24 protein-coding genes are annotated in these 25,737 nt (G+C 72.0%); 23 read left to right on the top strand and 1 reads right to left on the bottom strand.

Annotated features, from left to right (window positions below; all coding sequences use genetic code 11):
* Positions 1 to 7 precede the first annotated feature (7 nt).
* The 6 genes from DEFCA_RS0100245 to prfB all read left to right on the top strand — a co-directional run bounded on the left by DEFCA_RS0100245 (position 8) and on the right by prfB (position 8,446).
* The gene (locus tag DEFCA_RS0100245) at positions 8 to 1,645 is read left to right on the top strand and encodes a methyl-accepting chemotaxis protein (protein WP_025321041.1); all 1,638 of its coding nucleotides are present in this window, start codon (positions 8 to 10) and stop codon (positions 1,643 to 1,645) included.
* Positions 1,646 to 1,651: 6 nt separating this feature from the next.
* Positions 1,652 to 3,721, top strand: coding sequence for a hybrid sensor histidine kinase/response regulator (locus tag DEFCA_RS19995; protein WP_025321040.1), 2,070 nt, complete (start codon positions 1,652 to 1,654; stop codon positions 3,719 to 3,721).
* Entirely contained in the window at positions 3,718 to 4,788 is a 1,071-nt protein-coding gene (gene cheB, locus DEFCA_RS0100235) for a chemotaxis-specific protein-glutamate methyltransferase CheB (RefSeq protein ID WP_025321039.1), read from the top strand. The genes DEFCA_RS19995 and cheB overlap by 4 nt, the downstream gene beginning before the upstream one ends.
* Complete coding sequence (locus DEFCA_RS0100230; RefSeq protein ID WP_025321038.1) at positions 4,775 to 5,758, top strand: diguanylate cyclase; 984 nt, start codon at positions 4,775 to 4,777, stop codon at positions 5,756 to 5,758. The genes cheB and DEFCA_RS0100230 overlap by 14 nt, the downstream gene beginning before the upstream one ends.
* The gene (gene lnt / locus DEFCA_RS0100225) at positions 5,730 to 7,271 is read left to right on the top strand and encodes an apolipoprotein N-acyltransferase (protein WP_025321037.1); all 1,542 of its coding nucleotides are present in this window, start codon (positions 5,730 to 5,732) and stop codon (positions 7,269 to 7,271) included. The genes DEFCA_RS0100230 and lnt overlap by 29 nt, the downstream gene beginning before the upstream one ends.
* A gap of 46 nt (positions 7,272 to 7,317) precedes the next feature.
* A protein-coding gene (gene prfB, locus DEFCA_RS0100220) for a peptide chain release factor 2 (RefSeq protein WP_211483264.1) occupies positions 7,318 to 8,446 on the top strand; the annotation gives its coding sequence in 2 pieces (ribosomal slippage) (positions 7,318 to 7,380 and positions 7,382 to 8,446; 1,128 coding nt in all).
* Positions 8,447 to 8,538: 92 nt separating this feature from the next.
* On the opposite strand, the gene DEFCA_RS19990 is transcribed toward prfB, so the two are convergent.
* Positions 8,539 to 9,927: a tetratricopeptide repeat protein gene (locus DEFCA_RS19990; protein WP_169709383.1), complete on the bottom strand. Its 1,389-nt coding sequence runs from the start codon at positions 9,925 to 9,927 to the stop codon at positions 8,539 to 8,541.
* Positions 9,928 to 10,425: 498 nt separating this feature from the next.
* Here DEFCA_RS19990 and DEFCA_RS0100210 point away from each other — a divergent pair, with 498 nt between their 5' ends.
* The 17 genes from DEFCA_RS0100210 (at position 10,426) to DEFCA_RS0100130 (ending at position 25,632) form a co-directional block, all read left to right on the top strand.
* Entirely contained in the window at positions 10,426 to 10,977 is a 552-nt protein-coding gene (locus DEFCA_RS0100210) for a YceD family protein (protein ID WP_025321034.1), read from the top strand.
* Between the two features lie 50 nt (positions 10,978 to 11,027).
* Entirely contained in the window at positions 11,028 to 11,216 is a 189-nt protein-coding gene (gene rpmF, locus DEFCA_RS0100205; protein WP_025321033.1) for a 50S ribosomal protein L32, read from the top strand.
* 69 nt (positions 11,217 to 11,285) lie between these two features.
* Positions 11,286 to 12,386 carry a phosphate acyltransferase PlsX gene (gene plsX, locus DEFCA_RS0100200; RefSeq protein WP_025321032.1) on the top strand — a complete coding sequence of 367 codons (1,101 nt, stop codon included), beginning with the start codon at positions 11,286 to 11,288 and terminating at the stop codon, positions 12,384 to 12,386.
* Positions 12,383 to 13,384: a beta-ketoacyl-ACP synthase III gene (locus DEFCA_RS0100195; RefSeq protein ID WP_025321031.1), complete on the top strand. Its 1,002-nt coding sequence runs from the start codon at positions 12,383 to 12,385 to the stop codon at positions 13,382 to 13,384. Before plsX ends, DEFCA_RS0100195 begins: the two co-directional genes overlap by 4 nt.
* 94 nt (positions 13,385 to 13,478) lie before the next feature.
* Positions 13,479 to 14,405 (top strand): ACP S-malonyltransferase, encoded by a 927-nt coding sequence (gene fabD / locus DEFCA_RS0100190; RefSeq protein WP_025321030.1) that lies wholly within the window; start codon positions 13,479 to 13,481, stop codon positions 14,403 to 14,405.
* A gap of 23 nt (positions 14,406 to 14,428) precedes the next feature.
* The gene (gene fabG / locus DEFCA_RS0100185) at positions 14,429 to 15,166 is read left to right on the top strand and encodes a 3-oxoacyl-ACP reductase FabG (RefSeq protein ID WP_025321029.1); all 738 of its coding nucleotides are present in this window, start codon (positions 14,429 to 14,431) and stop codon (positions 15,164 to 15,166) included.
* Positions 15,167 to 15,195: 29 nt separating this feature from the next.
* Positions 15,196 to 15,438 (top strand): acyl carrier protein, encoded by a 243-nt coding sequence (gene acpP / locus DEFCA_RS0100180; RefSeq protein WP_025321028.1) that lies wholly within the window; start codon positions 15,196 to 15,198, stop codon positions 15,436 to 15,438.
* Positions 15,439 to 15,642: 204 nt separating this feature from the next.
* Positions 15,643 to 16,887 carry a beta-ketoacyl-ACP synthase II gene (gene fabF, locus DEFCA_RS0100175; protein ID WP_025321027.1) on the top strand — a complete coding sequence of 415 codons (1,245 nt, stop codon included), beginning with the start codon at positions 15,643 to 15,645 and terminating at the stop codon, positions 16,885 to 16,887.
* A 7-nt stretch (positions 16,888 to 16,894) separates the two neighbouring features.
* The gene (rpiB, locus tag DEFCA_RS0100170) at positions 16,895 to 18,589 is read left to right on the top strand and encodes a ribose 5-phosphate isomerase B (RefSeq protein ID WP_025321026.1); all 1,695 of its coding nucleotides are present in this window, start codon (positions 16,895 to 16,897) and stop codon (positions 18,587 to 18,589) included.
* 43 nt (positions 18,590 to 18,632) lie between these two features.
* Positions 18,633 to 19,088 (top strand): deoxycytidylate deaminase, encoded by a 456-nt coding sequence (locus DEFCA_RS0100165; protein ID WP_025321025.1) that lies wholly within the window; start codon positions 18,633 to 18,635, stop codon positions 19,086 to 19,088.
* A 3-nt stretch (positions 19,089 to 19,091) separates the two neighbouring features.
* The gene (gene nrdR, locus DEFCA_RS0100160; RefSeq protein ID WP_025321024.1) at positions 19,092 to 19,556 is read left to right on the top strand and encodes a transcriptional regulator NrdR; all 465 of its coding nucleotides are present in this window, start codon (positions 19,092 to 19,094) and stop codon (positions 19,554 to 19,556) included.
* Positions 19,553 to 20,734, top strand: a complete 1,182-nt coding sequence (ribD, locus tag DEFCA_RS0100155) for a bifunctional diaminohydroxyphosphoribosylaminopyrimidine deaminase/5-amino-6-(5-phosphoribosylamino)uracil reductase RibD (RefSeq protein WP_025321023.1) — start codon at positions 19,553 to 19,555, stop codon at positions 20,732 to 20,734. Before nrdR ends, ribD begins: the two co-directional genes overlap by 4 nt.
* Positions 20,735 to 21,072: 338 nt before the next feature.
* Positions 21,073 to 21,717 carry a riboflavin synthase gene (locus tag DEFCA_RS0100150; RefSeq protein ID WP_025321022.1) on the top strand — a complete coding sequence of 215 codons (645 nt, stop codon included), beginning with the start codon at positions 21,073 to 21,075 and terminating at the stop codon, positions 21,715 to 21,717.
* 84 nt (positions 21,718 to 21,801) lie between these two features.
* Positions 21,802 to 23,046: a bifunctional 3,4-dihydroxy-2-butanone-4-phosphate synthase/GTP cyclohydrolase II gene (locus tag DEFCA_RS0100145; RefSeq protein WP_025321021.1), complete on the top strand. Its 1,245-nt coding sequence runs from the start codon at positions 21,802 to 21,804 to the stop codon at positions 23,044 to 23,046.
* 9 nt (positions 23,047 to 23,055) lie between these two features.
* Positions 23,056 to 23,523, top strand: a complete 468-nt coding sequence (ribH, locus tag DEFCA_RS0100140) for a 6,7-dimethyl-8-ribityllumazine synthase (protein WP_025321020.1) — start codon at positions 23,056 to 23,058, stop codon at positions 23,521 to 23,523.
* A 7-nt stretch (positions 23,524 to 23,530) separates the two neighbouring features.
* On the top strand, positions 23,531 to 23,965 hold the full coding sequence (nusB, locus tag DEFCA_RS0100135; protein WP_025321019.1) for a transcription antitermination factor NusB: 435 nt from the start codon (positions 23,531 to 23,533) through the stop codon (positions 23,963 to 23,965).
* Positions 23,962 to 25,632: a sigma-54 interaction domain-containing protein gene (locus DEFCA_RS0100130; protein ID WP_025321018.1), complete on the top strand. Its 1,671-nt coding sequence runs from the start codon at positions 23,962 to 23,964 to the stop codon at positions 25,630 to 25,632. Before nusB ends, DEFCA_RS0100130 begins: the two co-directional genes overlap by 4 nt.
* The last annotated feature ends 105 nt before the right edge of the window (positions 25,633 to 25,737 follow it).

The following is a 25,737-nucleotide window of genomic DNA, read 5'->3' as shown; positions in this document are numbered from 1 at the left end:
GAGATCCATGATCGGCTCGTTCCGTAAGAGCTTGTCCACGAAGATCGCGGTCTCCACGGCCGTGGTCATGGCGATCCTGCTCGGGCTGGCCAGCACCTACACCGCCTGGGTGCAGCGACGGACCGTGATCGGGCTTCAGGAACGCACCAACCAGGGGTTCGCCACCTTCGTGTACAACACGCTGTTGTTCTCGATGGTGGAGGGCAAGATGGAGGAGCTCCAGAAGATTCTCGAGAACGCGGTGTCCACGGCGGGCATCGAGGCCCTGCGGGTGGTGCAGCCCGACGGAACGGTGCGCTACAGCGGCAGGCCGGGCGAGATCGGCAAGAAGCTCGAAGACCCCGAGATGGCCCGGCTCGTCCAGGCCGGGGCAAGCGCCACGGGGCTGCTGGAGATCCGGCGCTCCGGCCACGTGACGAACGCCGTGCCCCTGCACAACCAGGGCGTCTGCAGCACTTGCCACACCTCCGACGGCCCCTACCTGGGGGCGATCCTGATCGGATTCGACTTCTCCGACTTCGACGAGCAGCTCGTCGGTATCCGCAACCGCCTGCTCGTGCTGTTCTCCCTGACCCTGGTGGTGGTGGTGGCCGTGGTGGTGGGGAGCCTGCGGCTCCTGGTGCTCAGGCCGGTGTACCGCCTGGAGGAGGCGGCCCGGCGCATGGCCGACGGCGACCTCACCCGCGAGCTGACGATCCGGGGCGAGGACGAGATGGCCCGGCTGGGGGGACACCTCAACACCCTGCGATCCCACCTGAGGGAGAGCCTCCAACGGTCGTCCTCGGTGGCCGCGGCCCTGGCCGAGGCGGTGGAGGACCTGCACCGGTCCAGCGAGAACCTCGTGACCATCGCCATGGAGCAGTCGAGCGGGGCGGCCGAGCAGGCCTCGGCCGTGCAGGAGGCCACCACCACGGCCGAGGAGATCGCGGCCACCTCCAACGAGATCTCGGCCAACGTGGAGAGTGTGGAGCAGGTGGCGGAGGAGACGTTCAACGCCTGCGTGCGGGGTCGAGACGCGGTGCGGGAGGCCGTGGCCGGCATGAAGGAGGTCAAGGGACAGGTGGGCGCGATCGCGGCCTCCATGATGGACCTGGGGAAGAAGTCCCAGAAGATCGGCGGCATCGTGGACATCATCGACGAGATCAGCGAGCAGACCCACCTGCTGGCGGTCAACGCCGCCATCGAGGCGGCCGGCGCGGGGGAACACGGCAAGCGGTTCGGGGTGGTGGCCGGCGAGGTCCGTCGCCTGGCCCAACGCACGGTGGAGGCCACCGGCCAGATCAAGGCCCTGGTCGAGGAGATCCAGAACTCGGTGAACACCACCCTGCTCACCACCGAGAAGGGCACGACCACCGTCCGAGCGGGGGCCGAGCGGGTGGACCAGATCGGCGAGAGCCTGGAGACGATCCTGGAGCTGGTGCGCCAGACCAAGGAGTCGGCCAAGGAGATCACCGTGGCCACCCAGCAGCAGGCGACCGCGGGGGAGCAGCTGGTCCTGACCATCACCGACATCAACGACGTGGCCGTGCAGGTGAACCGGTCGGCCGAGCAGGTGGAGAAGGCGGTGATCAGCCTCAAGGAGCTGGCCCGCCGGCTGAAGCACCTGGCCCAGGAGAACCTGGGGGCGCAGGGGTTCACGGTCTGATCCCCCATGCCGGTGGACGAGAAGTACGTCAAGATCTTTCTCGAGGAAGCCGAGGAGCTCCTGGAGCGGCTGGGGCAGAGGCTCCTGCAGCTGGAGCAGGACCCCTCCGACCGGGAGGCCCACCGAAGCGCCATGCGCCTGGCCCACACCGTGAAGGGGAGCGCCCGCATGGTGGGCCTGGCAGAGGTCAGCCGCCAGGCCCACGAGCTCGAAAACCAGCTCCGGGAGGCGGAGGCCGGGGGGTTCGGCCCCGACACGGTGAGCCGGCTGCTCCAGGGCGTGGACCGCCTCCGAGGAGAGCTGGGCCAGACCGGGGCACCCGCCCCGCCGGCGCCCCCCCCGCCCCCCGGCCCGGGCGCCCCTTGCCGGCCGTGCTCGCCGGTCGAGCCCGAACCCCTGCGGCTGCGGGTGCCCACCGAGCGGCTGGAGGGCCTCCAGAACCTGGTGGACGACCTGGCCACCCATCGGGCGGCGATCCTGGCCCGGATGGAGCGGTTCCGCCGGGGATTCCGCCGCCTGGGGCTGCTGCGATGGCAGGACCCGGACCGCCCTCTGGAGCCGGCCGAGATCGACGCCCTGCGGGCCATGGCCCGGATGATCGCGGGCCGGGGCTTCAGCCAGTTCCTGGACGAGCTCGGGCAGCTCGACCACCTGGTCTCCGAGCTCCAGGACCGGGTGTTGACCCTGCGGATGGTGCCCCTGGGCGACCTGCTCGAGGGATTCCGGCGCACCGCCCGGGACCTGGCCCGGGAGCTCGGCAAAGAGGTCGAGGTGGTGGTGGAGGGCCGGCTCACCGAGGTGGATCGCTCGCTGCTCGGGGCGATCCAGGCTCCCCTGGCCCATCTGGTGCGCAACGCCGTGGACCACGGGATCGAGCCGCCCGACGAGAGGGAGCGGGCCGGAAAGTCCCGCCGCGGCCGACTGATCCTCCGGGCGTACCACCGGTCCAATGCGGTGGCCATCGAGGTGGAGGACGACGGCCGGGGCCTCGATCCAGCCCACGTCCGGCGCAAGGCCGTGGAGCGGGGCCTCCTCGACGACGCGGCCGCCCGCGCGCTGTCGGACGAGGAGGCCCTCTACCTCCTATGCCGGCCCGGCTTCTCCACCCGGGAGCGGGTCAGCGAGGTGTCCGGCCGGGGGGTGGGGCTCGACGTGGTGAAGCTGCGGGTCGAGAAGCTCAACGGATCCCTGGTGATCCAGACCGAGCCCGGCCGCTGGTCCCGGTTTCGGCTGCTGCTGCCCCTGTCCCTGACCACCCTGCCGGGGTTGGTGGTGCGGGTGGGGGGGGAGCCCTACGCCCTGCCCTCGCTGTTCGTGGACCGGTGCGACTCGGTTCCGGTGGCCTCGCTCCAGGCCCGGGAGGGGCTTTGGGACGCCGGCGGCCGGTTGGCGCCGGTGGTGGATCTGGCCGGGGTGCTGGGGATCGAACGGCCCCAACCTGCCTCCCGGGTGGGGGTGGTGCGCCTGCGGTTTCGCAACCGGGTCATGTTGGTGGAGGTGGACGCGGTGGAGGGCGAGCGGGAACTGGTGATCAAGCCCCTGGGCCCCCACCTGGCCGGGGCCCCCCTGGTCGTGGGGGTGTCGTTCCTGCCCACGGGCGAGGCCCTGCCGGTGCTCAACGTGATCGACCTGTACGCCCGATGGCACGAGCTGGAGGCGGCCCACCGGCGGCCCGCCCGCGCGCCCGAGCAGCCGCCCCGGATCCTGGTGGCCGACGACTCCGTGACGAGCCGGCATCTGATCGAGCACCTGCTGCGCACCCAGGGGTACGAGGTTCTGCCCGCGGCCTCCGGAGCCGAGGCGTGGCGGCTGCTCCAGCGCGAGCCCGTGGCCGTGGTGGTCACCGACCTGGACATGCCCGAGATGGACGGTTACGGCCTTCTCCAACGGGTGCGGAACACCCCCGCTCTGGCGGGACTGCCGGTGGTCGTGGTGTCGAACCGGTCCGGGGAGGCCGACCGGGTGGCCGAGGCCGGGGCGGATGCGTTCGTCTCCAAGGATCAATTCCGCCAAAAGGAGTTCACGACGCTGTTGGAGGACCTGGTCCGCAAACGACGGAAAGGGGTGGAACGTTGATCCGGCTGTTACTGGTGGACGACTCCCGCCTGGTGCGCACGGTGCTCCGGGACCTGCTGGAGGCCGACCCGGAGCTCGAGGTGGTGGCCGAGGCGGAGAACGGCCTCGAGGCCGTGGAGCGGTGCGAGGCCCTGCGGCCCGACGTGGTGATCATGGACGTGCAGATGCCGGTCATGGGCGGGCTGGAAGCGGTGGAGCGGATCATGGCGCGGTGCCCCACGCCCGTGATCATCCTGAGCGCCACCGTGAACCCCGGCGAGGTCCAGAGCGCGTTCCGGGCGGTGCGGGCCGGCGCGTTCGAGGCCCTGCCCAAGCCCGACGCCTCGGCAGGCCCCGACACGTACGCCTCGGTGGCCGAGGACCTGCGCTCCCGGATCAAGCTCTACGCCCGGGTGGCCCGACGGCGGGGCTGGGCCAGCGGCATCCCCGCCGAGCGCCGACCGGTCGCCAGGGCCCGGATCTCGGCCCGGCCGGACCGGCTGCTGGCCCTGGCCGCCAGCACGGGGGGGCCCCGCACGATCCAACGGCTGTTCCACGACCTGCCCCGCCCCTTTCCCTGCCCGGTGGTTTTGGTGCAGCATATCAGCCTTGGGTTCACCCGGGGGTTTGCGGGGTGGCTCGAGCGTGAGACCGGCCACCCCATCCGGGTGGTGGAGGGGCCGGTCCACATGGAGCCGGGCACGGTGTACCTGGCCGACGACGGAACCCACCTGGGGGTGCGGGCCGGCCGGGCCGTGCCCCGGGAGGGCCCACCGGTGAACGCGTGCCGGCCGTCGGCCGACGTCCTGTTCGAGTCGGTGGCCCGGGAGTACGGGCCCCGGGCCGTGGGGGTGGTGCTCACCGGAATGGGCCGGGACGGCGCCCGGGGAGCCCTGGCCCTGCGCCGGGCCGGGGCCAAGGTGCTGGTGCAGGACGAGGAGTCGTCGGTGATCTACGGCATGCCCAAGGCGGCCATCGACGCTGGGGCGGCCACCCGCGTGGTGGGCCTGGGCGACATGGCCCGGGAGATCCTGGAGGCCCTGGACCGCGACCCCAAGCCCCCGGGGGTGACCGATGGAAGCGCCTGAGCTCCTCGTGGTGGACGACAGCCGGATCGTCCGGGCCATGGTGTCGGACGTGCTCCGGGCCCAGGGGTACCGCATCCGGGAGGCCCAGAACGGAAGGGAGGCCCTGGAACGGGTCCAGGAGTCCCCCCCGGACCTGGTTCTGCTCGACGTGATGATGCCCGAGATGGACGGGTACGAGGTGTGCCGGGAGCTGCGGCGGCGGGAGGAGGCCGACGACTACATTCCGATCCTCATGCTCACGGCCAAGGGCGACGTGGAGGATCTGGCCCGGGGCCTGGACGCGGGGGCCGACGACTACATCTCCAAGCCCTTCGACAACGTGGAGCTGGTGGCGCGGGTTCGGAGCCTGCTTCGGATCCGGGCCCTGCAGAAACGGCTGTCCCAGCAGAACCTGGAGCTCGAGGCCAAGAACCAGCAACTCCAGGCCCTCACCCGGCAGCTGGATGCGGCCAACCAGGAGCTGAAGCTCCTGTCGGTGACCGACGGCCTGACCAAGGCGTACAACCACCGGCATTTCCAAGAGCGCCTCAAGGCCGAGTACGCCCGGGCGGCGCGTCACGGAGAGCCCCTGGCCTGCGTCATGATCGACCTGGACCGGTTCAAGCGGATCAACGACACCTACGGCCATCCCGCCGGGGACCGGGTGCTGGTGCGGCTCGTGGAGATCCTCAAGGACGCCGTGCGCAGCGAAGACCTGGTGGCCCGGTACGGAGGGGAGGAGTTCGTGCTCCTCCTCCCCAAGACCGACGCAGGCCTCGCCCGCACCATCGCCGAACGGCTGCGCAACCGGATCGCCGGCGAGCCCGTGCCCATCGGGCGGGACCGCCGGATCCACGTCACCGTGAGCATGGGGGTGGCCGACTACCTCCCCGGCGAGCAGGAGCGCTCCCCGGACGAACTGCTGCGGGCCGCGGACGAGGCCCTCTACCGCGCCAAGGCCAATGGCCGCAACCGGGTCGAGGTGGCTTGATCCCGGCCCCTGGGCCCTGGCGGCCTGGGGCGCCCTGGTGGCGGTGACCGCGTTCCCCCCCGCGTCCCTCGGGCCCCTGGCCCTGGCCTTGCCGGCCCCCTTGTGGGCCCTGGCCGTCCGGTGCGAGCCGCGCCGGGGGTTCCTGCTGGGGTGGATCCAGGGGCTCGGGTTCTTCGGGGCTCTCCTGTGGTGGATCGCCCCCACGGTGGCCCGGTACGGCGGCCTGCCGTGGCCGGCCGCCGTGGGATGCGTGGCCCTCCTGGCCGCCTACCTGGCCCTGTACCCCGGGGCGTGCGGATGGGCCTGCGCGGCCGTGGGGCGGAGGCGTCCCGGCCTGGCCTTGGCCCTGGCCCCCTTCGTGTGGACCGGGCTCGAAGGCGTTCGAGGGTGGGCCCTGACCGGCTTCCCGTGGGGGGACGTGGCCCAGGCCCTGTGGAACCAACCCCTGGCCCTGCGCCTGGCGCCGTGGGTGGGGGCCGACGGGATCCGGCTGGTCGGGGTGGGCCTGGCCGTGGCGCCCGCCTGGCTCCTGGCCCGGGGGGCCGTGTCCACCCGGGCGCTCGCGGTGCCGACGGTGGCTGCGCTGACCTGGGCCGGACTCGCCCTGGCCCCCTCCCCCCTGCCGCCGGCCGACGCCACCCTGCGGGTGGGGGTGGTCCAGGGGAACATCGACCAGGCCCAGAAGTGGGATCGGGCCTACCGCCGGGTCACCCTCGACATCTACGAGCGCCTCACCCTGGACCTGGTGCCCCGGCGGCCGCAGCTGGTGGTGTGGCCCGAGACCGCCGTGCCCCTGAGCGTGCAGGACGGCGGCCCCGAGACCTCCCGGCTCCTGGCCCTGGCCCGGAGGGCGGGCGTCTGGCTCCTGTTCGGGGCCCCCGGGTATGAACGGGTGGACGGCCGCGTGGAGTACCGCAACAGCGTGTTCCTCGTCACCCCCGAGGGCACCTGGGCCGGCCGCTACGACAAGGTCCATCTGGTGCCCTTCGGCGAGTACGTGCCCTTCGGGCGTTACCTCCCCTTCCTGAAGAAGATGGTGGAGGGCGCGGGCGACTTCTCCCCCGGCCCGGGGGTGAGGCCCCTGTCGGGTCCGGGCCTTCCCACGCTGGGCCCCCTGATCTGCTTCGAGGGCATCTTCCCGGGGCTCGCTGCCCGGCACGCCGAGCAGGGAGCCCGCCTGCTCGTGGTGGTCACCAACGACGCCTGGTTCGGGCGAACCCCCGCGCCCTACCAGCACCTGGCCTTTGCGGCCCTCCGGGCCGCCGAGACCGGGCTGCCCCTCGTGCGGGCCGCCAACACGGGGGTGAGCGCGGTGTTCGATCGGCGGGGGCGGCCCCTGACGACCACGGTTCTGGGCGCCCGGGACGCGTTCGTGGCCGAGGTGGAGCTGCCGCCGCCCGGCCCCACGCCCCAGGCCGCCGTGCGGCCCTGGATCTCGCCGACCAGCCTCGCCTTGGCCGGTCTGACCGTTTTTGCTATCCTTCGCGGCCCCCGGCGGCACCCCCGGACCTGAGGGCCCGCCGCGTCCACGCGCCTCTTCCCGACGGAGGAACTGTTCGATGGCCGATTCGGAACGCCTCGACGAGCTGCACCGCCGCCTCACCGAACTATGGAGGCATCTTTGACCTCGCGGCCAAGGAGAAACGCATCGCCGAGCTCGATGCCCTGATGGCCCGGCCCGACTTCTGGGACGACCCGGAAGCGGCCGCCCGGCTGGGCAAGGAACGCGAGCGACTGACCGCGGAGGTGGAGGCCTGGAAGCGCCTCGAGGCCCAGCTGGAGGACTGCCGGGTCGCCTGGGAGCTGGGGGAGGAGGAAGGCGACGAGGAGCTCGTTCGGGAGGCCCAGGAGCAGCTCGAGGCCGTGGCCCGGGGGGTGCGCGAGATGGAGCTGCGCACCATGCTCGGCGGCCCCCACGACCCCGGCGACGCCATCGTGGCCATCAACGCCGGAGCCGGCGGCACCGAGGCCCAGGACTGGGCCCAGATGCTCCTGCGCATGTACCTGCGGTGGGCGGAGAAGCACGGGTTCGAGGTGGAGATCGTGGACGAGCTGCCCGGGGAGGAGGCCGGCGTCAAGAACGTCACGTTCACGGTGTCGGGCCCGTACGCCTACGGGTACCTCAAGGCCGAGGAGGGGGTGCACCGCCTCGTCCGGATCAGCCCCTTCGACGCCCAGGCCCGCCGTCACACCTCGTTCGCCTCGGTGAGCGTCTACCCCGAGGCCGAGGAGGACGTGGCGGTGGAGATCGACGAGAAGGACCTACGGGTGGACGTGTTCCGGGCGAGCGGGGCCGGCGGCCAGCACGTGAACCGGACCGAGTCGGCCGTTCGGATCACCCACCTGCCCACCGGCATCGTGGTCACCTGCCAGAGCGAACGCAGCCAGCACAAGAACCGGTCCAACGCGATGCGCGTCCTGAAGGCCCGCCTGCTCGACCTGGAGCGCCGCAAGCGCGAGGAGGAGCTGGAGGCCCAGATGAGCGAGAAGCGCGAGATCGCCTGGGGCAGCCAGATCCGCTCGTACATCCTCCAGCCCTACCGCAAGATCAAGGACCACCGCACCGGCCTGGAGGAGGGGGACGTGGACCGGGTGCTGGACGGTGACCTGGACCCGTTCATGGAGGCCTACCTGCTTCGAGCCGCGGGGGCGGCCGAACCGGCGGCGAACGGGGCCGCCTCCCCGTAGAACTTCGGGCCTTCGGCCCGCGGGGCAGCTCCAGAGCAGCCGCCAACGCCCCGGTGGGCAAGGGAGCCTGCCAGAAGTGCCGGAGCCCCTCCTCACTGCCCCTGGAGCATCTTCCGGTACCGCTCCAGGGCCTCGCGCTTCTCGCGGGGCAAACTCTTCTCGGCCTCCTGGATGCGGGTCTCCAGTTCCTCGAGCCGTTTGCGGGCCGCCTCGGCCTCTTCGCCCTCGGGGTGGGCCTTGAGGAACGCCCGGTAGGCCTCGACCGTGTCCTCCTGCTGGGTCCTGCTCCAGTCCTCCTCCACCGACGCTCGAGGGGGTTCCTGGGCCGTCCCTGCCTCCGCTCCGGCGTTCTCCCGAAGCACCGCCGCGCGGCGGCGGGCCTCCTCGGCCATGGGGTGGTCCGGGTAGGCGGCCCGGAACGCCTCGTAGGCCTCGGCCGTGTCCGCGGCCGCGGCCTCGGCCCACGCCTGGTCGGCCTGGGCCCGGAGCACCTCCTCCCGGGCCCGGCGGGCCGCCTCCTCGGCGTCGGCCGCGGGCTCCTCGGCCGCCGGGGCGGGCGCGGCCGCGGCTTCCTGGGCCCGTTTCTCCTCGGCCCGGAGCTCCTCCAACAGCTGCCGGGCCTCGGCTTGGTGGGGCGTGTCGCCGTAGGTCTCCAGGAACGCCTCCAGCCCCGGGATCGACCGCGACTGTTTGGCGATCCGGAACGCCTTTTCGGCGGCCGCCAGGTGGTCGAGACGGCGCTGGGCCTGCAGGGCGTATCGACCCTGGGGGTGGGCCTTCAGAAACCGCTCCAGGGCGGCCGGGGTCCCCTCGGCCACGGCCCTCTCGAAGGCCTCGGACTCGGCCGCCTGCTCCTTCGCCCACAGGTTCCGGAGCCGCCGCGCCTCCCGCGCCTGGGGGGCGTCGGGGTACCGGCTCAGGAACGCGTCCATGGCCTCGGGCGTTCCCCGGGCCAGGGCCTGTTGGTACGCGGCACCCACCTCCCCCTGCCACCGATCACGCTCCTCCTCGTACCGGCGCAGGATCTCCAGCTTGCGCTCCGCGTCGGCCCGGTAGACGGTGTCCGGGTGGTCCTCGAGGAAGGTCTCGATCGCCTCGGCCGTGCCCTTGTCCAACGCCCGAAGGTACGCCTGGCGCTCCGCCTCCTCGATGCGCTCGAGCGCCTGGAGCACCAGCTCCCTCACCTGATCCAGGTCCGAGGCGTCGGGTCGCAACTGGGCGTAGCGCACGAAGTGGTACAACGCCCTGGGATAGTCACGGAGCCGGAAAAAGTACACCACCCCCAGGTTGTAGTGGGCGTCGGCGTAGTCCGGGGCCACCTTCAACGACGCCAGGTACTCGTCCCGGGCCTTCTCGTAGGCGCGCTGTTTCAGGTAGTAGTTGCCGGCCTCCTTGCGGAGCACCGCATCCGGGGGGGGCTGGGCCGCCCCGACCCCCCCGCTGAGCACACACGCGAACGCAACCGCAACCCACCACCGCATGGCAACCCTCTCCACATGGCCCGGGAACCCGAACGGCATTAACCCGGCGGATAAACAGACGCTATCGCTCCCTGCTCGGAAGGGCAAGGGACCTCTCGGAGAGCCGGGCGCGGCCCCTTTGCTCGCCGCGCAGCGCCTCTGACGCTCGGACCGCGAAACGGTTTGGATTCCACCGAGTTGTCATGAAATCAGCTCTTCGGTCCTGTGCCTGCGCGGCGGATCTCAATACCCGGCTTCGCGCCCGGCCGGAGGCAGGTCGCTTGCCCCGCCCTCCGTGGTGGCGCGTCCGTCTTGTCGCCGGCTCAATAACGCGGCGATCGTCCGAATATCCCGCGAAACGAGCCGCCGCCCCCGCAGACACCCGGCGAAGTATAGGGGCTCGCCCTGCCGCGGACAAGCGGCTCCCCCCGGCCAGGGGTCTCGCCGCCACCAAAAGAACCTTGACCCGAGCCCCTTCGCCGCTATAATGGGCCGCTTATTGTGCCCAGGAGGTTGCGAGTGGTCCCCAAGTTCGTCATCGCCGTCGACCGGATCCCATCCGAGGGGTGGTCGGTCCACATCGACCTGCGCTCGGAGCAGGCCGGCGCCATCGCCCGAGAGCGCGGGTGGACCCGGGTCGAGTGGGTCTCCGGGCCGGAGGGAAGCGCCCGCGTGCTGCGGTCGGGGCGGGACGTCTTTGTCACCGGCGAGGTGCGGGCCGTGGTGCGGTGCACCTGCGTGCGGTGTCTGGAGCGGCACGATCGCGCCGTGACCGAGGCGTTCCACCTCACCTACGTCACGGATATCGACGCCGAGCCCGGGGAACATGAGCTCCGTCCCGAGGACATGGAGGTCGAGGCGTTGCCCGGCGACACCGTGGACGTGGCCGACATCGCCGTGGAGCAGGTGCTCCTGGCCCTGCCGGACCACCCGGTCTGCCACCCCGACTGCCGGGGGCTGTGTCCGGTGTGCGGCACCGACCGCAACCGCACCCCGTGCGACTGCCGCGCCCAGGCCCCCGACCCCCGATTCGCGGCGCTGGCCCGGTGGAAGTCCTCCCGGGCCAGCTGATTTCCGATCCGTCAAGACGATCCGCCGTACCGACACAGGAGAATCCAGCCATGGCCGTACCTCGGAAACGTCACTCCCTGGCCCGGAAGCGCAAGCGCCGGTCCCACCTGGCGCTGGGCGCCCCCAACCTGGACACCTGCCCCCGGTGCCTCGAGCCCAAGCCCCCCCACCGGGCGTGCCTGGCCTGCGGCACCTACAAGGGCCGAGAGGTCCTGCCCCAGGAAGAAGAGGAGTTCTAGCCGGATGGTTCATGATGCCCTTTGCCGCACCGGCAAACGCGCATGAATCCTCCGAACTGACGGCGCCCCATGCGCATCGCCGTTGACGCCATGGGGGGCGACCACGCCCCCGAGGCGGTGATCGAAGGGGCCGTGTGGGCCGCCCGGGATCTGGGCATCCACGTGATCCTGGTCGGCGACCGGGAGATCGTTCTCCAGCACCTGGAGCGCCACAAGACCGAGGGCCTCCCCCTGTCCATCAAGCACGCCTCCGAGGCCGTGGGCATGCACGAGAGCCCGTCGGTGGCCGTGCGCCGCAAGAAGGACTCGTCGCTGCGGGTTGCGTTCGAGCTCGTGAAGGCGGGCGAGGCCCGTGCGGTGGTGAGTGCCGGTAACTCCGGGGCGGCCATGGCCCTGGCCATGCTGGTGCTGCGCCGCCTTCCCGGCGTGGACCGGCCGGCCATCGCCGCCGTGCTGCCCTCCCTGGCCGGGGCCACCGTGCTCCTGGACGTGGGGGCCAACGTGGCCTGCAAGCCGGTCCACCTGGTCCAGTTCGCCCTCATGGGGGAGGTGTTTGCGCGCCTGGTGCTCGGGATCGAGCAGCCCCGGGTGGGGCTGCTGTCCAACGGGGAGGAGGAGACCAAGGGCACCGACGCCACCCGCGCGGCCCACCAGGCCCTCAAGCACGCCAAGTTCAACTACCTGGGGTACGTGGAGGGCCGCGAGGTGTTCAACGGCGGGGCCGACGTGGTGGTGTGCGACGGGTTCACCGGCAACGCCGTGCTCAAGAGCTCGGAGGGGCTCGCCAAGGCCGTGGGCCAGATGCTCCGGGAGGAGCTCGGCCGGGGCCTGGGTTCCCGGCTTGGGTACGTGCTCGCCCGCCGGGCGTTCCAGAGGCTTCGGGAGCGCATGGACTACGCCGAGGTGGGCGGGGCCCCGCTGCTGGGCGTCAACGGCGTGGGCATCGTGGCCCACGGATCCTCGGACGCCCGTGCCATCCGCAACGCCATCCGGGTGGCCCGGGACTTTGCCGAGCGGCGGGTCAACCGCCATCTGATGCAGATGCTCGAACGCAGCCACGACCTGGGGGCCGGGGCCAAGGGACGGTTCTGGGCCAGCCTGAAGGACAAGCTCGTGCACCCGCGGCGTGAGGCCCGGGAGCCCGACGAGAGCGAGGAACCGACGAAGTGACGGAACGCAGGCATCCGCCGCGGGCCCGGATCCTGGGCACCGGCCGCTGTCTTCCGGACACGGTGGTGACCAATGCGGATCTCGAGGCCCGGGTCGACACCAGCGACGAGTGGATCCGCACCCGGACCGGCATCCGGGAGCGCCGGATCGCCCCCCCCTCCATCGACACCTGCGACCTGTGCGAGGAAGCGGCCCGTCAGGCCCTGGAGGCCGCGGACCTCCGCCCCGACGACCTCGATCTCATCCTGGTGGGCACGGTCACCCCGGCCCTCGGGTTCCCGGCCACCGCGTGCCTGCTGCAGGAGCGGCTAGGAACCCGGGGTCAGATGGCCTTCGACCTGAGCGCCGGCTGCACCGGGTTCCTCTACGCCCTTTCGGTGGCCGACAGCTTCATCCGTTCCGGCAACGCCCGGTACGTGCTGGCCGTGGGGGCCGAGACCCTGAGCCGCATCGTGGACTGGGACGACCGCTCCACGTGCGTGCTGTTCGGGGACGGGGCCGGCGCGGCGGTGTTCGGCCCCACCCAGGACCCCGAGCGGGGCGTGCTGGCCACGCGCATGGCCGCAGACGGATCCTACTGGCCCCTGCTCCACATGCCCGGGGGCGGCTCCCGGCACCCGGCCAGCGCCGAGAGCCTGGCCCAGGGTCTCCACTACGTGAAGATGCAGGGCAACGAGGTATTCAAGGTGGCGGTGCGCACCCTCCACCAGGTGGCCGAGGAGGTCCTCGAGGCCGCCGGAGTGAGCGGGGACCAGGTGGACTGGTTCGTCCCCCACCAGGCCAACCGCCGGATCATCGACGCCGTGCGACTGCGCCTCAAGGTCCCCGCGGAGCGGGTGTACGTGAACGTGCACCGGTACGGCAACACCTCGGCCGCCTCGGTGCCGATCGCCCTCGACGAGATGGTGCGGGGCGGAAAGATCCGGCCGGGCCACCGGGTCCTGCTCGATGCGTTCGGCGCCGGGTTCACCTTCGGCGCCGCCCTGATCCGTTGGTAGACCGGGGGTTGCACCGCCCCGCTTTCCTTACGTATAGTCTCGCGAACCTTCTCTCCGAAACCGACACGGTTCCCGCCACCGGGAGACTCCCGCGATGACGACGGCGTACCTGTTTCCGGGGCAAGGGTCCCAGTACGTGGGCATGGGCCGGGCACTGGCCGAGGCCTCGGCCGCGGCCCGCACGGCGTTCGAGGAGGCCGACCAGGCCCTGGGAAGGCCCCTGTCCCGATTGATCTTCGAGGGGCCGGAGGACGAGCTCCGGCTCACCGAGAACACCCAGCCGGCCATCCTCACGGTGAGCGTGGCATGCCTCAGGGCTTTGGAGGAGGCCGGGGCGCCTCCCCCTCGGGCCGCGGCCGGCCACAGCCTGGGCGAGTACGCGGCCCTGGTGGCCGCCGGCGTGATCGGGTTCGCCGAGGCCGTGAGGGTGGTCGAGAAACGCGGCCGGTTCATGCAGGAGGCCGTGCCCGTGGGTCAGGGGACCATGGCCGCCGTGCTGGGCCTCGACCTGCCGCGGGTCGAGGAGATCTGCGCGGCCATCCACCGGCCGGACCACGTGGTGGAGGTGGCCAACGACAACTGCCCCGGACAGGCCGTGATCTCGGGCCACACCGCCGCCGTGGAGGAGGCCTGCGCCGCGGCCCGCCAGGCCGGGGCCAAGCGGGCCGTGGGCCTGGCGGTGAGCGCGCCGTTCCACTGCTCCCTCATGGAGCCGGCCGGCCGGCGCCTGGCCGAGGAGCTGGGCCGCCTGCGGTTCGCGGCCCCCCGGCTTCCCGTGGTGGCCAACGTGGATGCCGAGCCGTACCGCTCGCCCGAAGAGGTGGCGCCCCGGCTCGTTGCCCAGGTGAGCCAGCGGGTGCGCTGGCAGGAGTGCGTCCGGGCCCTTCGGGCCATGGGGGTGGAGCGGTTCGTGGAGGTGGGGCCGGGCAAGGTCCTTTCGGGCCTGATGCGCCGGATCGACCGCAAGGCCCAGGTGGCCCGGGTGGAGGACCCGGACACCCTGGCCGCGTTCCTCGCGTAGGCCAAGAGACCCGAGGAGCGGACATGGCAGAGTTCGAAGGCAAGGTGGCCCTGGTAACCGGCTCGACCCGGGGTATCGGCAGGGCCGTGGCAGAGCGCCTGGGCCGGGACGGCGCCCGGGTGGTGGTGACCGGCCGCAGCGCCGAGGCCGCGGCCCGGGTGGCCGAGGCCCTGCCGGGCGAGGCCCTGGGCCTGGGCCTGGACGTGGCCGACCCCGACAGCGTGGCGGCGACGGTGGCCCAGACCCTGGACGCCTGGGGCCGGATCGACATCCTGGTCAACAACGCCGGCATTACCCGGGACAACCTGACCCTTCGGCTCAAGCCGGCGGACTGGCAGGCGGTGCTCGACACGAACCTGACCGGTGCCTTCCTGTGCGCCAAGGCCTGCCTGCGGCCCATGATCCGGGCCCGCACGGGGGCCATCATCAACATCTCCAGCGTGGTGGGGGCCCTGGGCAACGCCGGCCAGGCCAACTACTGCGCGGCCAAGGCAGGGCTCGAGGGGCTCACCCGGAGCCTGGCCCGGGAGTACGCCAACCGGGGGGTCCGCGTCAACGCCGTGGCCCCCGGCTACATCGCCACGGACATGACCGCCGAGCTGCCCGAGAACGTGCGGGAGAACCTGCTGGCGCAGGTCCCCCTGGCGCGGCTGGGGCGTCCCGAGGATGTGGCCGAGGCGGTGGCGTTCCTCGCCTCGGACCGGGCGGCGTACATCACCGGCCAGGTGCTCCACGTCAACGGGGGCATGTACATGGGGTAACCCACAACCCGCAACCAAGAGAGGGAAGCATGAGCGCGAACATCGAAGAGACCGTCAAGAAGATCATCGCCGAGCAGTTGGGGGTGGACGAGGACAAGATCGTGCCCGAGGCCCGGTTCATCGAGGACCTGGGCGCCGACAGCCTCGACACGGTGGAGCTGGTGATGGCCCTGGAGGAGGAGTTCGACCAGGAGATTCCGGATGAGGACGCGGAGAAGATCCGCACGGTCCAGGACGCCATCGACTACATCAAGGAGAAGCTCGCGGCCTAGCCCGGAGGGACCATGGGACCTCTCTGCGAATGCCCTCGCCTGCGCCGCGCCTCGGGGCCCGGCGGACCGCCGACGGCGTCGCAGCGAACCCCCATGGAGGGATCCGGCCTAGCAGAGCGTTCGGCGGTTAGGGAAGGGAGCCAGGCCGTCGGGCCTGGCTCCCTTCCCTAATGAACCCGCCCAGGCGGGTTCAGGAGGAGCAACGTGGCGGCACGAAGAGTCGTGGTCACCGGCCTGGGGTGCGTCACCCCCCTGGGCATCGGTGTGGAAGCGTCGTGGAAGAACTGCCTCGCCGGCCGGTCCGGGGTGGGCCCCATCACCAAGTTCGACGCCGCAGGGCTGAAGACCCAGATCGCGGCCGAGGTGAAGGGGTTCGACCCGTCCGAGTACATGGACCGCCGCGAGGTCAAGAAGATGGACACCTTCATCCAGTACGCGGTGGCGGCGGCCCGCATGGCCGTGGCCGACGCGGGCCTGGAGATCGGCGAGGCCGAGGCCGAGCGGGTGGGAGTGTCGATCGGGGCCGGGCTGGGCGGCCTGCCCGGGATCGAGGCCCAGCACAAGGTGCTCCTGGAGTCCGGGCCGCGCCGGGTCAGCCCGTTCTTCATCCCCATGGTGATCGCCAACCTGGCGCCCGGGTACGTGGCCATCCAGACCGGGGCCAAGGGCCCCAACCTCTCCATCGTGACCGCCTGCGCCACCGGGTCCCACTCCATCGGCGAGGCCTGGCACGCCATCCGGCGGGGCGATGCCGACGTCATGCTGGCGGGAGGGGTCGAGTCCACCATCACCCCCCTGGCGGTGGCGGGCTTCAACGCCATGCGGGCCCTGTCCACCCGCAACGACGAGCCCGAGAGGGCGAGCCGGCCCTTCGACAAGGACCGGGACGGGTTCGTCATGGGCGAGGGGGGCGCCGTGCTGATCCTCGAGGAGCTGGAGCGGGCCCGGGCCCGGGGGGCCGAGATCTACGCCGAGCTGGTGGGCTACGGAGCCACCTGCGACGCCTACCACATCACGGCCCCCGATCCCCAGGGCGACGGGGCGGCCCGGTGCATGGAGGCGGCCCTGCGCTCCGCGTCCCTGGCCCCGGACGAGCTCGACTACATCAACGCCCACGGCACCAGCACCCCCTTCAACGACTACTACGAGACCCTGGCCATCAAGCGGGTGTTCGGCGACCACGCCAAACGGCTGTGGGTGTCGTCCACCAAGAGCATGACCGGCCACCTCCTGGGCGCGGCCGGGAGCGTGGAGGCGGCGTTCTCGGTGCTGGCCCTGCGGGACCAGGTGGCGCCGCCCACCATCAACTACGACACCCCCGACCCCGACTGCGACCTGGACTACGTGCCCAACGAGGCCCGGCAGGGCCGGATCCGCACCGCCCTGTCCAACTCGTTCGGGTTCGGGGGCACGAACGCCTCCCTCCTGTTCCGCCGTTTCGAAGGATGACCGCAACATGATCCTGATCTCGAGCGACCACGGGGGCTACGCTCTCAAGGAGGACCTCAAGGCCTACCTGCGGGAACTGGGCCACGAGGTCCGCGACCTGGGGCCGGACAACGGCGACCCCGTGGACTACCCCGAGTTCGGGGTCGAGGTGGCCCGACGGATCGCCCGGGGCGAGGCCGAGAGGGGCGTGTTGCTTTGCGGCACCGGGATCGGCATGAGCATCGTGGCCAACAAGGTGCCGGGGGTGCGGGCGGCCCTGGTCCACGACCCCTACACCGCGCGGATGGCCCGGGAGCACAACGATGCGAACGTGCTGGTGATCGGGGGCCGCACGACCGACCCGGCACGGGCCCGGGAGATGGTCCGGGCCTGGCTCGAGGCCCGGTTCGAGGGAGGCCGCCACGCCCGCCGGATCGCCAAGATCCGGGAGGTGGAGCGCCAGCGCCCCTCGGCGCTTGCCGAGGCGGACCCGGACGTGTGGAGGGCCGTGCAGGGCGAGATCCGGCGCGAGGAGGACGGGGTGGTCCTCATCGCCTCGGAGAACTACGCCTCCGAGGCCGTGCTCGAGGCCCAGGGGTCGGTGCTCACCAACAAGTACGCCGAGGGCTACCCGGGCCGGCGGTACTACGGCGGGTGTCGGTTCGTGGACGAGGTGGAGGAGCTGGCCATCGAGCGGGCCAAGGCCTTGTTCGGCGCGGACCACGCCAACGTCCAGCCCCTGTCGGGGTCGTCCGCCAACATGGCCGCGTACTACGCCCTGTGCCAGCCCGGCGACACGATCCTGGGCATGGCCCTGGCCCACGGGGGGCACCTGACCCACGGGGCGTCCGTGAGCTTCTCGGGCCGCCAGTACCGGGCCGTGACCTACGGGGTGCGCCGGGACACCGGCACCATCGACTACGACCAGGTCCGCGACGTCGCCCGCCGGGAGCGGCCGGCCGTGATCGTTGCCGGCGCCAGCTCCTACTCCCGGGTGCTGGACTTTGCGGCCTTTCGGGAGATCGCGGACGAGGTGGGCGCCTACCTGGTGGTGGACATGGCCCACATCGCCGGCCTGGTGGCCGGCGGCGCCCACCCCAACCCCGTGCCCTACGCCGACATCGTGACCAGCACCACCCACAAGACCCTTCGGGGCCCCCGGGGGGGGCTGGTGCTATGCCGGGCCGAGCACGCCGAGGCCGTGGACAAGGCCGTGTTCCCGGGCCTCCAGGGCGGCCCCCTGATGCACCAGGTGGCGGCCAAGGCGGTGGCGTTCCGGGAGGCCGCAACCGCGGCGTTTCGGGACTACGCCCACCAGGTGGTGGCGAACGCCCGGGCCATGGCCGAGGCCCTGGCCCGCCGGGGCTACCGCATCGTGTCGGGCGGCACCGACAACCACCTGTTCCTCGTGGACCTGACGCCCCAGGACCTCACCGGCCTGGACGCCGAGCAGAGCCTCGACCGGGCCGGCATCACCCTGAACAAGAACGCGATTCCCTACGAGACCCGCAGCCCGTTCGTCACGAGCGGCATCCGGATCGGCACCCCCATCGTCACGACCCGGGGCATGGGGGCGGCCGAGATGAAGGTCATCGCGGAGGCCATCGCCCGGGTCCTGGAACGGTGCGGCGACCCGGCCGTCGAGACCCAGATCCGGGACCAGATCCGGGAGCTGTGCGCCCGGTTCCCGTTCTACCAACACCTGCGGGAGGCGGCCGGCTGACCCGAACCGCCCCGCCCGAGGCTCGCGGCCCGAAGGGGGTCCCATGCGTCCTTCCTGGCAGGAGTACTTCACCGAGATCACCCGTCTGGTGGCCACCCGGTCCACGTGCACCCGCCGGAAGGTGGGAGCGATCCTGGTCAAGAACAAGCGCATCCTGGCCACCGGCTACAACGGCGCCCCCTCGGGCGTGGCCCACTGCCTCGACGTGGGCTGCTTGCGCGAGGAGATGGGCATCCCCTCGGGGGAGCGGCACGAGCTGTGCCGGGGCCTGCACGCGGAGCAGAACGCGATCCTCCAGGCCGCCCAGCACGGGGTGCGCATCGAGGGGTCGGACATCTACTGCACGAACCTGCCCTGCGTGATCTGCACCAAAATGATCATCAACGCCGGGATCCGGCGGGTGTACTACCTGGAGGGCTACGCCGACCCCCTGAGCCGCGACCTGCTCAGAAGCGCGGCCATCGACCTCGTGCCCCTGGGCGACGACGAGGAGGCGTGAGGCGTGCGCTGTCCGTTCTGCGGGGAACAGGAGGACCGGGTGATCGACTCCCGGGTCAGCCGGGAGGGCGAGGTGATCCGCCGCCGGCGCGAGTGCGTGGCCTGCGGCCGCCGGTTCACCACCTACGAGCGGGTGGAGGACATGCTGCCCCTCGTGGTGAAGAAGGACGGCCGGAGGGAGTCGTTCGACCGCCTCAAGATCCTGGCCGGGCTCAAGAAGGCCTGCGAGAAACGGCCGGTGTCGGCCGACACCCTGGAACGGATCGTGGACCGCATCGAGGCCCGGTTCCAGGAGGAGGGCCCCAAGGAGGTTCCCAGCCGGGAGATCGGCGAGGCCGTGATGGCGGAGCTCCAGGCCCTGGACGCGGTGGCCTACGTGCGGTTCGCCTCGGTGTACCGGGAGTTCCGGGGCGTGGACGAGTTCGTGGACGCGCTCCGGGAGTTCCTGGAGGGGCAGAAGGAAGGGTGACGGAAGCGGCCGACCGGTTCTACATGGAGGTGGCCCTGGCCCTCGCCCGGGAGGGGTTGGGCCGGACCAGCCCCAACCCGGCCGTGGGCTGCGTGGTGGTGCGGGACGGCCGGATCGTGGGCCGGGGGTTCCACCCCCGGGCCGGCGAGCCCCACGCGGAGGTGTTCGCCTTGGAGCAGGCCGGCCCGGCGGCCCGGGGCGCCCATCTGTACGTGACCCTGGAGCCGTGCTCCCACCACGGTCGCACTCCCCCCTGCGCCGACCGGATCATCGAGGCCGGCGTGCGCCGCGTGGTGGCGGCCATGGCGGATCCCAACCCGGCCGTGGCCGGCCGGGGCCTGGCGCGGCTGCGCCGGGCCGGGGTGGAGGTCCGGGTGGGGGTGGCCGAGACCGAGGCCCGGCGTTTGAACGAGGCGTTCTGCCTCTCGGTGGTTCGGCGCCGGGCCTTCGTGCACCTGAAGCTGGCCGCCACCCTGGACGGCAAGACCGCCACCGCCTCGGGGGACAGCCGTTGGATCACCTCCGCCCAAAGCCGCGAGAGGGTCCACCGGCTGCGGGACCGGTGCGGGGTGGTGCTGGTGGGGGTGGGCACGGCCGAGGCCGACAACCCTCGGCTCAGCGTTCGCCTGCCGGGCCGACCGGAGCGTCGGTGCCTGCGCGTGGTGCTGGATCCACGGGCCCGCATTCCCATGGGCCTGTCCATGCTCGAGCCGGCCGAGGCCCCGTCCACCCTGGTGGTGTGCGGCCCCCGGGCCGAGCCTTCCCGCCGGCGGGCCCTGGAGGCGCGGGGGGCCCGGGTCCTGGAGGTCCGGGAGGAAGCCGGCGGCCTGGACCTGGGAGGCCTCCTGACCCGCCTCTACGACATGGGCCACATGGAGGTGCTGGTGGAGGGGGGGGCCGAGACCGCCCGGAGGTTCCTGGACGCGGGGCTCGTGGACCGGCTCCACCTGTTCTACGCCCCCAAGCTCCTGGGCGGCCGGGACGCGGTGCCCATGGTGGGCGGCCCGAGCCCCGACCGCATCGCCCAGGCCAGGCAGGTCACGGAACTCGAGCTTGAACGGGTCGGCCCGGACCTTTACGTGACGGGCAGGATCCGCCCGGAAGACGGCAAGTCTTGCGAACGGAGTCGGGAACCGGCGGGCCGGAAACTAGAGGCTATTCACCCGGCGACAAAATAGGCGCGTCACCTCGGAGGGAGGGGCATGGGGCCTGCCTCCGGCCGCGCGCGAAGCCGGGCATTGAGATTCGCCGCGCAGGCACGGGGCACCGGCGGTGGCTTCATGACCGTTCGGCGGGGCACGAACGAATTCACGGTGCGAACGTTGGAGGCGCTGCGCGGCGAGCCAAGGCGCCGCGCGCGGCTCTCCAGCAGACCCCATGCCCCCTAGCTTTGGCGCAGTTCAAGAGCCGCCCGGCCGCCTAGCTGCCTAGCGGGCCGACGACCGACGACCGAAGTTACTTGGAAGCCTCCCTGCTTTCCAGCCTCCCAGCGGGCCGAGGGCCCAAAGAAGAAGCCATGTTCACCGGTATCGTGCAGGACGTGGGCGAGATCGAGGCGGTGGCCCCCATGCCGGGGGGGAAACGGCTGCGCATCGCCACCCGCCTGGACACCTCCGGGTTTCAGATGGGGGAGTCCGTGGCGGTCAACGGCGTGTGCCTGACCGTGACCGGGATCGGCCCGTCGTGGTTCTCGGCCGACGCCTCGCCCGAGACCCTGGAGCGGTCGAACCTGGGGGGGCTGCGGCCGGGGCACCGGGTCAACCTGGAGCGCGCCCTGCGGCCGGTGGATCGGCTGGGGGGGCACATCGTTCTCGGCCACGTGGACGCCACCGGCCGGCTGCTGGAGGTCCGGTCCGAGGGGGCGTTCCGCACGGTCCGGTTCGAGGCCCCGCCCGAGGTGGCCCGCTACCTGGTGGAGAAGGGCTCCGTGGCGGTGGACGGGGTCAGCCTCACGGTGTACGAGTGCGCCGCCTCGGCCTTTTCCGTGGCGGTCATCCCCCACACCTGGGAGGCCACGGCCCTGGCAGACCGGCGGCCGGGCGACCGGGTGAACCTGGAGGCGGACGTGCTCGCCAAGTACGTGGAACGGCTCCTGGAGGGCCGCCCCCAAGGGGACGGGGTGACCTGGGACCTTTTGGCTCAGGCAGGGTTCTTGAAGTAACATAGCTCGTTTGAGGATGCCCCCCGGGTTCGGGCGGGCCGATGGGTTCGGTTCGGGGGAACGGCGCAGCTGCGAGGAGCGCTCATGCCGATCGAGAGAGTGAAGAGGGCCATCCAGGCGTTCCGGGACGGCGGGATGGTCATCCTGGTGGACGACGAGGACCGGGAGAACGAGGGCGACCTGGCCATCGCGGCCGAGAAGGTCACCCCCGAGGCGATCAACTTCATGGCCAAGCACGGCCGCGGGCTGATCTGCCTGGCCATGACCGAGGAGCGGTGCGACTACCTGAAGCTCCCACCCATGGTCCCGGACAACACCAGCCCGTTCCAGACCGCGTTCACGGTGTCCATCGAGGCCCGACGGGGGGTGAGCACCGGCATCTCGGCCCACGACCGGGCCACCACCGTGCTCACGGCCATCGCCGACGACACCAAGCCCGAGGACCTGGTCCGACCTGGCCACGTGTTTCCGCTGCGGGCCCGCCGGGGCGGGGTGCTGGTGCGCACGGGCCAGACCGAGGGGTCGGTGGACCTGGCCCGCCTGGCCGGGCTCAAGCCCGCCGCCGTCATCTGCGAGATCATGAACGACGACGGCACCATGGCCCGCCGGCCGGAGCTGGAGCGGTTCTCCCAGGCCCACGGGCTTCCCATCGTGACCATCGCCGACCTCATCGAGTACCGCCTGCGCACCGAACGGCTGGTGCGCCGGTCGGCCGAGACCCGCCTGCCCACGGAGTTCGGCGGCGAGTTTCGGGCCATCGTGTACGAGAACGACGTGGACGACTACCTGCACGTGGCCCTGGTCAAGGGAGAGGTGGCGGGCGACGATCCGGTGCTGGTGCGGGTGCACTCCGAGTGCCTGACCGGGGACGTGTTCGGCAGCCTCCGGTGCGACTGCGGGGCCCAGCTCCACCAGGCCATGCGCATGATCGCCGAGGAGGGCCGGGGGGTGATCCTCTACCTGCGCCAGGAGGGGCGGGGCATCGGCCTGGTGAACAAGCTGCGGGCCTACGCCCTCCAAGACCAGGGCCGGGACACCGTGGAGGCCAATGAGGAGCTGGGGTTCCAGGCGGACCTGCGGGAGTACGGGATCGGCGCCCAGATCCTGGTGGACCTGGGGGTCCGCAACATCCGCCTCATGACCAACAACCCCAAGAAGATCGTGGGGATCGAGGGGTATGGGCTGGAGGTGGTGGAGCGGGTCCCGATCGAGATCCCCCCCCATCCGGAGAACGAACGGTATCTCCGGGCCAAACGGGACAAGCTGGGCCACTGGATCAACCCGGGGAAGGCTGCGGAAGGCTCCGGCGCCGAGCCCCAGGACGCGTGAGGAGACGACATGCCCACCTTTGTGGAAGGAAAGCTCTCGAGCCAGGGGCTGCGGATCGCCCTGGTGACCAGCCGGTTCAACAGCTTCGTGACCGACCGCCTGGTGGAGGGGGCCGTGGACGCGGTGGCCCGCACCGGCGGAGACCCGGACGAGATCCGGGTGTACAAGGTGCCCGGCGCCTTCGAGATCCCCCTGGTCGCCAAGAGGCTCGCCACCTCCGGCCGGTTCGACGCCGTGGTGTGCCTGGGCGCGGTGATCCGGGGTTCCACCCCCCATTTCGACTACGTGGCCTCCGAGGTGGCCAAGGGGGTCGCCCAGGTGGCGCTGGAGGCCGGCATCCCGGTGACCTTCGGCGTGCTCACCACCGACACCCTGGAGCAGGCCATCGAGCGGGCCGGCTCCAAGGCGGGCAACAAGGGGTTCGAGGCGGCCATGGCCGCCATCGAGACCGTCAACCTCCTCCGGGCGGAGGGCTGAGCCCACCATGGGAGCCCGAAGGGGAGCCCGCCGGGTGGCCCTGCAGGTCCTCTACGCCCTCGACCTGAACCCGGATCAACCCCCGGCCGCCGCGCTCCAGGCGGTCCTGGCCGAGCACGACGGCCCGGCCGACCCGGAGTATGCCCGCACGCTGGCCCTGGGCGCCTGGGCCGAGCGCGACGACCTGGACGCCCGCATCCGGTCCGCCAGCCGCCGGTGGAAGATCGAGCGCATGGACCGGGTGGACCGGAGCCTCCTGCGCCTGGCCACCTACGAGCTGTCGGTTTCCGACGACGTGCCGGTGCCGGTGGTCCTGGACGAGGCCGTGGAGCTGGCCCGGGAGTTCGGCTCCGAGGACTCCCCGCGGTTCGTGAACGGCCTTCTGGACCGGATCGCCCGGGACCTGCGCCCCCGGGAGAGCCGCAGCCGGAGGACGCCGTGAGCGTGTCGGCCCCCCCCGCCCTCACGGACGTGCTGAGCGCGTTCACCCAGCCGGCGGCCCTGGTGGACCGGTCGGGCCGGATCCTCTGGGGGAACCCGGCGTTCCGCTCGCTGTTCGGGGACCAGCCCGCCCCCCAGAGCATGGAGGAGTGGGAGGCCCGATCCCCCCGGGACGGGGATCCCCTGTGGGAGGCCCTGCGCCGCTCCCGCTCCCTGGTGCGCCGGCTCCACACGGCCCGGGGGATCCAGCCCCTGCGGCTCCGGCTGGCGGCCCGGCCGGACGGGGACGCCGTGGTGGTGCTCGCCACCGCGGCGTCGGCCGAGGGGATCGAGGCCCTGCAGGAGCGGACGGCCATCCTCGAGGCCGTGTTCGACAGCCTGAACGAGGGCGTGCTCGCCATCGACTCCCAGGAGCGGATCATCGCCCTGAGCCGCTCGGCCGAGCGGCTGACCGGCTTTGCCGAGGCCGAGGTCCTGGGCCAGGTCTGCCGGGACGTGTTCCAGACCCCCCCCGGGTCCGAGTGCCCGTTCCAGGCCATGATCCGCTCCGGCCAGGGCTTCCATCACCGGGAGATGGTGCTCCGGGGCAAGGGAGGCCGGCCGCTCCACGTCTCGGTGAACGCCACGCCCCTGCGGGCCCCCGACGGCAAGCTCGAGGGCGCGGTGGTGGTGCTGCGGGACCTCTCCGAGATCGACCGGCTCCGGTCGGAGCTGGCGGGCGAAGGCGGCCGCATCGGCATCGTGGGCAGCCACCCCTCCATCCTGCGGGTGATCGAGAAGATCGAGGCCGTGGCGCCCAGCGAGGTGTCCGTGCTGGTCAGCGGCGAGTCGGGCACGGGCAAGGAGCTGGTGGCCCGGGCCATCCACGACCTGAGCCTCCGCAGCGGCAAGCCGTTCGTGAAGGTCAACTGCGCGGCCCTGGCCGAGGGGCTGCTGGAAAGCGAGCTGTTCGGCCACGTCCGGGGGGCGTTCACAGGGGCCGTGAAGGACCGGCCCGGCCGGTTCGAGGCGGCCCACGGGGGCACCCTGTTCCTGGACGAGATCGGAGAGACCTCCCCTTCCCTGCAGGTCAAGCTGCTGCGGGTGCTCCAGGAGGGGGAGTACGAGCGGGTGGGCGAGTCGGTGCCGCGCCGCTCGGACGTGCGGATCGTGGCCGCCACGAACAAGGACCTGCGCCGGGAGGTGGCCGAGGGCCGGTTCCGGGAGGACCTGTTCTTCCGCCTGTGCGTGGTGCCGATCGAGCTTCCGCCCCTGCGCGACCGCAGGGAGGACATCCCCCTGCTGGTGGACCACTTCCTGAAGCGCCTCGCCCTGCGGGAGGGGCGGCGCAAGGTGCTCGCGGCCGCGGCCTACCCGATCCTGCAGCGCTACTCCTGGCCCGGCAACGTGCGGGAGCTGGAGAACGCCCTGGCCCACGCCTACGTGTGCTCGGCCGGCGACGTGATCCAGCCCCAGGCGCTGCCCGACCACATCTTGCGGGGGGAGGACCCGTTCGGCGAGCCCGACCCCTACGCCGAGGAGCGAGACCAGATCTACGCCGCCCTGGAGGCCACCGGCTGGAACAAGGGCGAGGCCGCGAAGCGCCTGGGCTGGAGCCGCACCACCCTGTGGCGCCGGATGCGCGACCTGGGCATCCGCGACTCCCGCCGCAAGCCCCCGGCCCACTGATACCGAGTTGCATGCAAAGCCATTGGCCCCCTGAGCCCAGGGGGAAAGAACCTGCCGAAGAGCCCGGTGCGGCCGCAGAGCCCTTGCCCCCCCGCCGGGCCTCAA

The sequence above is a fragment of the Deferrisoma camini S3R1 genome (assembly GCF_000526155.1).
Taxonomy (GTDB): domain Bacteria; phylum Desulfobacterota; class Deferrisomatia; order Deferrisomatales; family Deferrisomataceae; genus Deferrisoma; species Deferrisoma camini.
The sequence above is the reverse complement of the archived record's forward strand: the minus strand, read 5'-3'. Positions and strand labels throughout refer to the sequence as shown.

Excerpts from the sequence above, each read along its gene's own strand:
- lnt (WP_025321037.1), top strand. The coding sequence starts at position 5,730 with ATGGCCGCAACCGGGTCGAGGTGGCTTGATCCCGGCCCCTGGGCCCTG.
- ribH (WP_025321020.1), top strand. The coding sequence starts at position 23,056 with ATGCCCACCTTTGTGGAAGGAAAGCTCTCGAGCCAGGGGCTGCGGATC.
- DEFCA_RS0100145 (WP_025321021.1), top strand. The coding sequence starts at position 21,802 with ATGCCGATCGAGAGAGTGAAGAGGGCCATCCAGGCGTTCCGGGACGGC.
- DEFCA_RS0100245 (WP_025321041.1), top strand. The coding sequence starts at position 8 with ATGATCGGCTCGTTCCGTAAGAGCTTGTCCACGAAGATCGCGGTCTCC.
- rpmF (WP_025321033.1), top strand. The coding sequence starts at position 11,028 with ATGGCCGTACCTCGGAAACGTCACTCCCTGGCCCGGAAGCGCAAGCGC.
- DEFCA_RS0100230 (WP_025321038.1), top strand. The coding sequence starts at position 4,775 with ATGGAAGCGCCTGAGCTCCTCGTGGTGGACGACAGCCGGATCGTCCGG.
- DEFCA_RS0100150 (WP_025321022.1), top strand. The coding sequence starts at position 21,073 with ATGTTCACCGGTATCGTGCAGGACGTGGGCGAGATCGAGGCGGTGGCC.
- fabD (WP_025321030.1), top strand. The coding sequence starts at position 13,479 with ATGACGACGGCGTACCTGTTTCCGGGGCAAGGGTCCCAGTACGTGGGC.
- DEFCA_RS19995 (WP_025321040.1), top strand. The coding sequence starts at position 1,652 with ATGCCGGTGGACGAGAAGTACGTCAAGATCTTTCTCGAGGAAGCCGAG.
- DEFCA_RS0100165 (WP_025321025.1), top strand. The coding sequence starts at position 18,633 with ATGCGTCCTTCCTGGCAGGAGTACTTCACCGAGATCACCCGTCTGGTG.
- nusB (WP_025321019.1), top strand. The coding sequence starts at position 23,531 with ATGGGAGCCCGAAGGGGAGCCCGCCGGGTGGCCCTGCAGGTCCTCTAC.
- plsX (WP_025321032.1), top strand. The coding sequence starts at position 11,286 with ATGCGCATCGCCGTTGACGCCATGGGGGGCGACCACGCCCCCGAGGCG.
- fabG (WP_025321029.1), top strand. The coding sequence starts at position 14,429 with ATGGCAGAGTTCGAAGGCAAGGTGGCCCTGGTAACCGGCTCGACCCGG.
- acpP (WP_025321028.1), top strand. The coding sequence starts at position 15,196 with ATGAGCGCGAACATCGAAGAGACCGTCAAGAAGATCATCGCCGAGCAG.
- DEFCA_RS19990 (WP_169709383.1), bottom strand. The coding sequence starts at position 9,927 with ATGCGGTGGTGGGTTGCGGTTGCGTTCGCGTGTGTGCTCAGCGGGGGG.
- rpiB (WP_025321026.1), top strand. The coding sequence starts at position 16,895 with ATGATCCTGATCTCGAGCGACCACGGGGGCTACGCTCTCAAGGAGGAC.